The following is an 8,500-nucleotide window of genomic DNA, read 5'->3' as shown; positions in this document are numbered from 1 at the left end:
GTGGTCCTGAACGACCGGCGCGAATACGACGCCAAGGTTTTGCTGGCGGACGAGGAATCCGACATCGCCGTGTTGCAGATGTCTGACGCGCGCGATCTGCCGGTTCTGGCGCTGCGCGATTCCGACACGATCGAGGTCGGCGATCTGGTTCTGGCGATCGGCAACCCGTTCGGGATCGGGCAGACCGTGTCGTCGGGCATTGTCTCGGGGCTGGCGCGTTCGGGCGTTTCGGTCGGCAGCGGGCGCGGCTATTTCATTCAGACAGACGCTGCCATCAACCCCGGCAACTCGGGCGGGGCGCTGGTGGATATGCAGGGGCGGCTTGTGGGAATCAACACCGCGATCCTGACCCGCTCGGGCGGGTCGAACGGCATCGGCTTTGCCATCCCCGCCAATCTGGTGCAGCGCTTTGTCGAGCAGGCCCAGCAGGGCCGCAGCAGCTTTGAACGCCCCTGGGCCGGGGTCGGTGGTCAGGCGGTCGATGCCGCGCTGGCCGAGGGTCTGGGCATGGGCCTGCCGGAAGGCGTGGTCCTGACCGAATTGCATCCGGACAGCCCGTTCCGCAAGGCCGGGCTGGCGGTTGGGGATGTGGTGCTGCAACTGGGCGGCACACCGGTGAACACCCCGCAAGAGATGATCTTTCGCATGTCCGCCGTCGGTGTCGGTGGCGAGATCGAGGTGCAATACCTGTCCGGTGGCACCCGCCACAGCACCCGCGTGGCGATGATCGCGCCGCCCGAAACCCCGCCGCGCGCGGCCTATACGGTGCGCGGCAAAAGCCCGCTGGCCGGGCTGACTGCGGTGCAGGTGAACCCGGCGGTCGCGTCGGAATATAACCTGTCCGGCACTGAAACCGGCGTGATGATCACCGACCCCGGCGAGGTCGCGGCGCGGATCGGTCTGCAGGCGGGTGACGTCCTGTTGCAGGTCAACGACACCCGCATCGACAAGCCTGCGGACCTGAAGGCCGCAAGCCGCTGGGACGGTCGTACATGGCAGATCGAATACCTGCGCGGCGGCACCCGTGGCGTCTTGCGCTTTCGCCTTTGACGCAGGCGCGATAGGGTTGCGCAATGAGTGACCTGTTTGACCGGATTCCGGCGGCTGATCCGCCCAAAGATGCGCCGCGGCCCTTGGCCGACCGGCTGCGTCCGCGCAAGCTGTCGGATGTGATCGGGCAGGATCAGGTGCTTGGCCCCGATGCACCGCTGGGGGTGATGCTGGCCTCGCACAGTCTGGGCTCGTTGATCCTGTGGGGGCCGCCGGGGGTTGGCAAAACCACCATCGCCCGGCTGCTGGCCGATGAGACCGATCTGCATTTCGTCCAGATCAGCGCGATCTTCACCGGCGTGCCCGAACTGCGCAAAGTGTTCGAGGCAGCCAAGATGCGCCGCGCCAACGGGCAGGGCACCCTGCTGTTCGTGGACGAGATCCACCGCTTTAACAAAGCACAGCAGGACGGGTTTCTGCCGCATATGGAAGACGGCACCATCCTGTTGGTCGGCGCCACCACCGAGAACCCCAGTTTCGAACTGAACGCCGCGCTGCTCAGCCGCTCGCAGGTGCTGGTGCTGAAACGGCTGGATCTGGCGCATCTGGAACTGTTGGCGCAGCGGGCCGAACATGAACTGGGCCGCGCCTTGCCGCTGAACGGTCCGGCGCGGGAACAATTGCTTGAGATGGCCGATGGCGATGGCCGGGCCTTGCTGAACCTGATCGAACAGGTGGCGGCGTGGAAGGCCGACAAACCGCTGACCCCGGATCAACTGGCGACCCGGCTGATGAAGCGGGCGGCCAAATACGACAAGTCCGGTGACGAACATTTCAACCTGATCTCGGCGCTGCATAAATCGGTGCGCGGCTCGGACCCGGACGCGGCGCTGTATTGGCTGGCGCGGATGCTGGAAGGTGGCGAAGACCCGCGCTATCTGGCCCGCCGCATCACCCGCATGGCGGTCGAGGATATCGGTCTGGCCGACCCGGCGGCCCAGCGACACTGTCTGGACGCATGGGCGATGTATGAACGTCTGGGCAGCCCCGAGGGCGAACTGGCGCTGGCACAAGCGGTGATCTATCTGGCGCTGGCGCCCAAGTCGAACGCCGCTTACAGCGCCTATAAAAACGCGCGCGCCGCTGCCAAAAAAACCGGCAGCGAACCGCCGCCCAAGCATATTCTCAATGCCCCGACACGGTTAATGGAAGAACAGGGATACGGCGCAGGCTATGCCTATGACCACGACGCCGAAGACGGCTTTTCCGGGCAGAACTATTTCCCGGAAAGCATGAAACACGGTGTCTATTACACGCCGGTTGAGCGTGGTTATGAGCGAGAGTTGAAAAAGCGCGTCGATTACTTTGCCAAACTGCGTGCAAAACGGCAGAGCGGTTGACAACCGTCGCGCCCGGCATGAGAGAGACCCCATGATACCTACATTGGCACAAGTGGCACTGGGCGGCGCGATCGGCGCCAGTTGCCGTTACCTGACCGGACTCGGCGCGACGCGCCTGATGGGGCACGGATTTCCGTGGGGCACCCTGACGGTGAATATCGTCGGCTCGTTCCTGATGGGCGCGCTGGTGGTGGTGCTGGCTGAAAAGGGCGGCACCCGCTATGCGCCGCTGTTGATGACCGGGATGCTGGGTGGGTTCACCACGTTTTCGGCGTTTTCTCTGGATGCGATCACCCTGTTCGAGCGCGGACAGGTGGCGGTCGCGGCAGTCTATGTCGGGGCGTCGGTCCTGTTGTCGCTGGCGGCGATCGTGCTGGCGCTTACCCTGTTACGAGGAGCCTTCGCGTGAGCGGTGTTCAGACCCTGGAAGTGACGCAAGACGAAGGCGATCAGCGGCTTGACCGTTGGTTCCGCCGCCGGTTCCCGCATGTCAGCCAGATCAAGATCGAGAAAATGTGCCGCAAGGGCGAGATCCGCGTCGATGGTGGCCGGGTCAAACCCGCCAGCCGGGTCGAGGCCGGACAGATGGTGCGCGTGCCGCCGTTGCCGGACGAGGCCGAGGTGCGTGAAAAACCCGCCGCCCGCTCGCGGGTGTCGGATGCCGATGCCAAGCTGATCCAGTCCTGCGTTCTGTATCGGGACGATCAGATCATCGCGCTGAACAAGCCTGCTGGCCTGCCGACGCAAGGCGGCACCGGGCAGGATCGCCATGTCGATGGTCTGGCCGAGGCGCTGAAATTCGGGCTGGATGAAAAGCCACGGCTTGTGCACCGGCTGGACAAGGACACCTCGGGCGTTCTGCTGCTGGCGCGCACCCGGGCGGTGGCGGCCAAGCTGACCAGCGCCTTCCGCGACCGCGACACCCGCAAGATTTACTGGGCCGCCGTTGCCGGCCAGCCCAAACCGCAGATGGGCACGATCAAATACGGTCTGCTCAAGGCGCCGGGCCATGGCGCCCGGGGCGAGGCCGAGAAAATGATCTGTATCCACCCGGCCGAGGTCGACAAGACCCCGGACGCCAAACGCGCCGTGACCGATTACGCGGTTCTGTCGGCGCTGGGCGGGCGGGTCAGTTGGGTGGCTTTGGTGCCGGTAACCGGCCGCACCCACCAATTGCGGGCGCATATGGCTGAAATCGGCCACCCGATCATCGGGGACGGCAAATATGGCGGTTCGGGGCAGGAAAACCTTGGCGATGGCTGGGGCGCGCAATTGGGTGGCGAGATTAGCCGCAAACTGCATCTGCATGCGCGCTCGATCCGGTTGACGCATCCGGTGACCGGCAAGCTGCTTGAGATCACCGCGCCGTTGCCGCCGCATATGGCCAAGACATGGGAACTGCTGGACTGGCGCGAATCGGACGTGCCCGCCGACCCGTTCGAGGAGTTGGAATGAGCCGCCTGAGGCTGGTGATTTTCGACGTAGACGGAACTTTGATCGACAGTCAGGCGCATATCAAAGGCGCGATGGCCGCGGCATTCGCGGCCCAGAGTATGCCCGCGCCTGACGACGTGCTTGGCATCGTCGGCCTGTCCTTGCCCGCTGCGATGGCGCGGCTGGCCCCGGACGCCGACCCCGACACCCACGCCCGGCTGGTCGAGACCTATAAACAGGCCTTTCACGATCTGCGCACGGCGGATGCACCATCGCCCCTGTATCCCGGCGCCCGCGCGGCGCTGGACGCGCTGGCGGCGCAGGGCGAGGTGTTGCTGGGCCTTGCCACCGGCAAATCCCTGCGCGGTCTGGATCACGTTTTGGCGGCGCATGATCTGGGCCGGTATTTCGTGACCACGCAGGTTGCCGATCACCACCCGTCGAAACCGCACCCGTCGATGGTTCTGACCTGTCTGGCCGAAACAGGCGTGGAAGCCGGGGATGCGGTTGTGATAGGGGACACCAGCTTTGATATGGATATGGCGCAGGCGGCGGGCGTGACCGGGCTGGGCGTCGGCTGGGGCTATCACCGGCCCGCGCAGCTGACAGCGGCGCGGCGGGTGCTGACCCGGTTCGACGACGTGCTGCCAGCGCTGGACGAGATCTGGAGAGACGAATGAGCGGATGGGTGAAAAAGCGGTTCTGGAAACAGGCCAGTGTGGTCGAAACCGGCGATGGCTTTGGCGTGGCGCTGGATGTGCGGACGTTGAAAACCCCGGCCAAGGCTGACCTGATTGTGCCCAGCCGCGCGCTGGCGTTGGCGATTGCGGCGGAATGGGACGCGGTCGAGGAAAAGATCGACCCGCGCCGGATGCCGGTGACCCGCTCGGCCAATGCCGCAATCGACAAGGTCAGCGCCCAGCATGACGAGGTCGCCGACCTGATCGCCGCTTATGGCGGGACCGATCTGTTGTGCTATCGCGCCGAGCGCCCGCAAGCCCTGATCGACCTGCAGACGGCGGCGTGGGATCCCTATCTGGACTGGGCCGCGCAAGAGCTGTCCGCGCCGTTAAGCGCCACGCAGGGGGTGGTCCACCAAACCCAGCCCCGGGACAGCCTTGAGCGTCTGACCGCGCTGGTGCATGGACTTGACGCCTTTGAATTGACCGCTGTGCATGATCTGGTCTCGATCAGCGGTTCGCTGATCCTTGGCCTTGCCGTGGCGCGGGGCCGGGTCGATGCCGAAACCGCTTGGCCGCTGTCGCGTGTCGACGAAGATTGGCAGGCAGAACAATGGGGTATCGACGACGACGCGGCGGAACTGGCCGAGTCCAAACGTCAGGACTTTCTGCATGCCGAGCGGTTCCTCGAACTGCTGAGGGCGGAATAGGCCCGCACCAGACAAGGCGAATTCGTTCACTTTTGGTCCTAATAACGGCCAGTAACCTTAGGTTTATGGCCGCTGGACTTGACGCTGTCCCCTGCTTGCGACCAAACTTGGCACCAAGCACGGCATTGTTCGCGCAAATTTATTCAGATCGCCCAGGCAGGGGCGGCAGGACATCGCCTTCACTCAGGGGGCGTCAGGAAGAGGTAAACTATGAAAAAGACCGTATTTTGGGGTGCTTTGACAGCCGCAGGATTGGTTGCCGGACTGGCTTCGGCCGCAACCGTGGACAGCGTCAAGGCAAACGGACAACTTAAATGTGGCGTGAATACCGGCCTTGTCGGCTTTGCGGCACCGGATGCGAACGGCGTCTGGGGCGGCTTTGACGTGTCGCTGTGCCGGGCTGTGGCCGCTGCGGTGCTGGGCGACCCGAACGCGGTGGAATTCGTGCCGCTGACCACGAAAACCCGGTTCTCGGCGCTGCGCGCTGGCGAAGTCGATATCCTGTCGCGCAACACCACCTGGACCTTCTCGCGTGATGTCGATCTGGACCTCGATTTCGCTGGCGTCAGCTATTACGATGGCCAAGGCTTTATGGTGCGCAAGAATTTGGGTGTGACCTCGGCGAAAGAACTGGATGGCGCCACGATCTGTATCCAAAGCGGCACCACGACCGAACTGAACCTGACCGACTTTTTCCGGCTGAACAACATTCATTACGATCCGGTTCCGATCGAAACCAACGCCGAAGCGCAACAGCAGTATCTGGCCGGTGCCTGTGACGTGTTCACCACCGATGCCTCGCAGCTGGCTGCGACCCGCGCCACGTTCGAAGCCCCGGGCGAGCATACGCTGCTGCCCGAAATCATCTCGAAAGAGCCGCTTGGCCCGCTGGTGCGCCATGGCGACAACAACTGGGCTGACATCGTGCGCTGGACTCTGAACGCGCTGATCACCGCCGAAGAGCTGGGTGTGACCTCGGCCAACGTCACGGAAAAAGCCGCGAATTCGGAAAACCCCGAAGTGCGCCGCCTGCTGGGCACCGATGGCAATCTGGGCGAGATGTTAGGCCTGTCGCCGGATTGGGCCAAACAGGCGATCATGGCCTCGGGCAACTATGGCGAAATCTTTGAAAAGAACATCGGTGAAAACACCCCGATCGGCCTGTCGCGCGGCCTGAACGCGCTGTGGACCAACGGCGGCCTGCTGTATTCGCCGCCGTTCCGCTAAACGACCCAAGAGGGCGCCCCGGTCTGGCGGCGCCCTCTGCCTTTCGCTGGCCCGAGCGCCGGACTTTCGGTTGATCGAACACCGCACCCTGCGGCCACCAAGGGGAGCTAAATGACAACCTCTACAGACACTCCGAAGCAGTCGTTTCGACTGAGTATGTTGATCTACGATTCGCGCTATCGGGCGATGACGATCCAGATTGTCGCGCTGATGGCAGCGATGCTGGGGGCCGGGTGGCTGATCAACAACACGCTGTCCAACCTTGCCGCGCTGGGCCAAAGCTTTGATTTCGGCTTTTTCGGTGAAACCGCCGGCTATGACATCAACCAGCGCCTGATCGACTATACCAGTCAGGACACCCACCTGCGCGCGGCTGTGATCGGTCTGCTGAACACCCTGCTGATTGCGGTGATGGGCTGTGTGCTGGCGACGGTGCTGGGAGTGCTGATCGGCGTGATGCGGTTGTCTCCGAACTGGTTGCTGTCGCGGCTGATGACCGGTTACGTCGAGCTGTTCCGCAACGTGCCGGTGCTGTTGTGGATCGTGTTCTCGATGGCGGTTTTGATCGAGACCTTGCCCGCCCCGAACGCCTTTCGCGGCGATAATGCCACAGCCTCGATGATCCTGTTCGACCACGTCGCGCTGACCAATCGCGGCGTCTATATGCCCGAACCGCTGTTCAGCCGTGGCCTTGGCGACCTTTCGGTTTTCGGCGCCTTTGGTATCAGTCTTGACCTTGTGGCGCTGCTGGCCGTGCTGGCGGCGGGCCTGTTCATCGCCCGCGCCATCGGCCGCCGTGCCACGCGGATTCAGGTTGAAACCGGCCTGCGCCCGACGGTCTGGTATACGCAACTGGCGGTCATCGTGCTGCCGGTTCTGGCGGCGCTGGTGGCGCTGGGCTTTTATCTGGGCACGCCCGAGCTGAAAGGCTTTAACTTCAAGGGCGGCATCCATATGCGCAATTCGCTGATTGCGCTGTGGCTGGCCCTGTCGCTGTATACTGCATCCTTCATCGCGGAAATCGTCCGCTCGGGCATCGTTGCGGTGTCCAAAGGCCAGACCGAGGCCGCCTCGGCGCTGGGTCTGCGGCCCAATCTGACGATGCGTCTGGTGGTGCTGCCACAGGCGCTGCGGATCATCATCCCGCCGATGATCTCGCAATATCTGAACCTGACCAAGAACTCGTCGCTGGCCATCGCCGTGGGCTACATGGATATCACCGGCACGCTGGGCGGTATCACCATGAACCAGACCGGTCGCGAGCTGGAATGCGTGATGCTGTTGATGCTGGTTTATCTGGTGATCTCGCTCAGCATTTCGGGCGCGATGAACTGGTATAACAACCGCGTCAAACTGGTGGAGCGTTAAGATGTCTGATCTGTCTTATGTCCGCACCGAAATGTTGCCGCAACAACCGCCACCGGCGACGTCAGTCGGGATTCTGGGCTGGATGCGGCACAACCTGTTTTCCGGCTGGGTGAATTCGGCGCTTAGCCTGCTGACGCTGTTCATTCTGGTGAATGTGGTGGTCGGGCTGGCAAGCTGGATCATCTCGCCGACGTGGAATTCGGGCTCGCTGAACGAATGCCGCGAAATACTGGCAACGCAATTCGGCCCCGACGCGCACAAGGCTTGCTGGGGCGTGATCCGCGAACGCTGGCTGCAATTGATGTTCGGCTTTTATCCGCCTGAACTGTATTGGCGGCCGATTCTGGCGTTTCTGGTGGCCATGGCCGCGCTGGCGCCGGTGCTGTTTTCGGGCCTGCCGCGGCAGATGCTTCGACTGTCGGTTCTGGCGCCGTTCGTGGTGCCGTGGCTGCTGTGGGGCGGCTCGATCTGGTTGCCGCTGTCGGTGCTGTTCGGTTTTGGCATTGGCTATGTATTCTTTGGCGTCGGCAGCCGCAGATTGGGCAGCCTGATCGGCCTGATCCTTGCGATCTTCGCGCCGATCCTGTGGTGGCTAGTTCTGGCCGGGCCGGTGGCGCAGTTCCTCACCGAAGGCCTGACCCCGCTGGTGATGCTTGAGCCGATCGAAAGCCGGCAATTCGGCGGTTTCATG

The 8,500-nt window shown here is 63.4% G+C and carries 8 protein-coding genes and 1 pseudogene; all 9 read left to right on the top strand.

Annotation, left to right across the window (positions count from 1 at the left end; all coding sequences use genetic code 11):
- On the top strand, positions 1-1,050 hold a 1,050-nt coding region (locus tag ABYW26_RS06945; RefSeq protein WP_372604049.1), incomplete at its 5' end, for a trypsin-like peptidase domain-containing protein.
- A gap of 23 nt (positions 1,051-1,073) precedes the next feature.
- Positions 1,074-2,390 carry a replication-associated recombination protein A gene (locus ABYW26_RS06940; RefSeq protein WP_372604048.1) on the top strand — a complete coding sequence of 439 codons (1,317 nt, stop codon included), beginning with the start codon at positions 1,074-1,076 and terminating at the stop codon, positions 2,388-2,390.
- Between the two features lie 31 nt (positions 2,391-2,421).
- Positions 2,422-2,799 (top strand): fluoride efflux transporter CrcB, encoded by a 378-nt coding sequence (gene crcB / locus ABYW26_RS06935; RefSeq protein ID WP_372604047.1) that lies wholly within the window; start codon positions 2,422-2,424, stop codon positions 2,797-2,799.
- Positions 2,796-3,845, top strand: coding sequence for an RluA family pseudouridine synthase (locus ABYW26_RS06930; RefSeq protein ID WP_372604046.1), 1,050 nt, complete (start codon positions 2,796-2,798; stop codon positions 3,843-3,845). The genes crcB and ABYW26_RS06930 overlap by 4 nt, the downstream gene beginning before the upstream one ends.
- Positions 3,842-4,504, top strand: coding sequence for an HAD-IA family hydrolase (locus ABYW26_RS06925; RefSeq protein ID WP_372604045.1), 663 nt, complete (start codon positions 3,842-3,844; stop codon positions 4,502-4,504). Before ABYW26_RS06930 ends, ABYW26_RS06925 begins: the two co-directional genes overlap by 4 nt.
- Entirely contained in the window at positions 4,501-5,214 is a 714-nt protein-coding gene (locus tag ABYW26_RS06920) for an ATP12 family chaperone protein (RefSeq protein WP_372604044.1), read from the top strand. The genes ABYW26_RS06925 and ABYW26_RS06920 overlap by 4 nt, the downstream gene beginning before the upstream one ends.
- Positions 5,215-5,424: 210 nt before the next feature.
- Positions 5,425-6,441: an amino acid ABC transporter substrate-binding protein gene (locus ABYW26_RS06915; protein WP_372604043.1), complete on the top strand. Its 1,017-nt coding sequence runs from the start codon at positions 5,425-5,427 to the stop codon at positions 6,439-6,441.
- A gap of 111 nt (positions 6,442-6,552) precedes the next feature.
- Positions 6,553-7,809 (top strand): amino acid ABC transporter permease, encoded by a 1,257-nt coding sequence (locus tag ABYW26_RS06910; RefSeq protein WP_372604042.1) that lies wholly within the window; start codon positions 6,553-6,555, stop codon positions 7,807-7,809.
- 1 nt (position 7,810) lies between these two features.
- A pseudogene (locus ABYW26_RS06905) lies at positions 7,811-8,500 on the top strand (amino acid ABC transporter permease); the annotation flags it as partial.

The organism is Actibacterium sp. (assembly GCF_041584535.1).
Classification (GTDB): Bacteria; Pseudomonadota; Alphaproteobacteria; order Rhodobacterales; family Rhodobacteraceae; genus Actibacterium_D.
The sequence above is the reverse complement of the archived record's forward strand: the minus strand, read 5'-3'. Positions and strand labels throughout refer to the sequence as shown.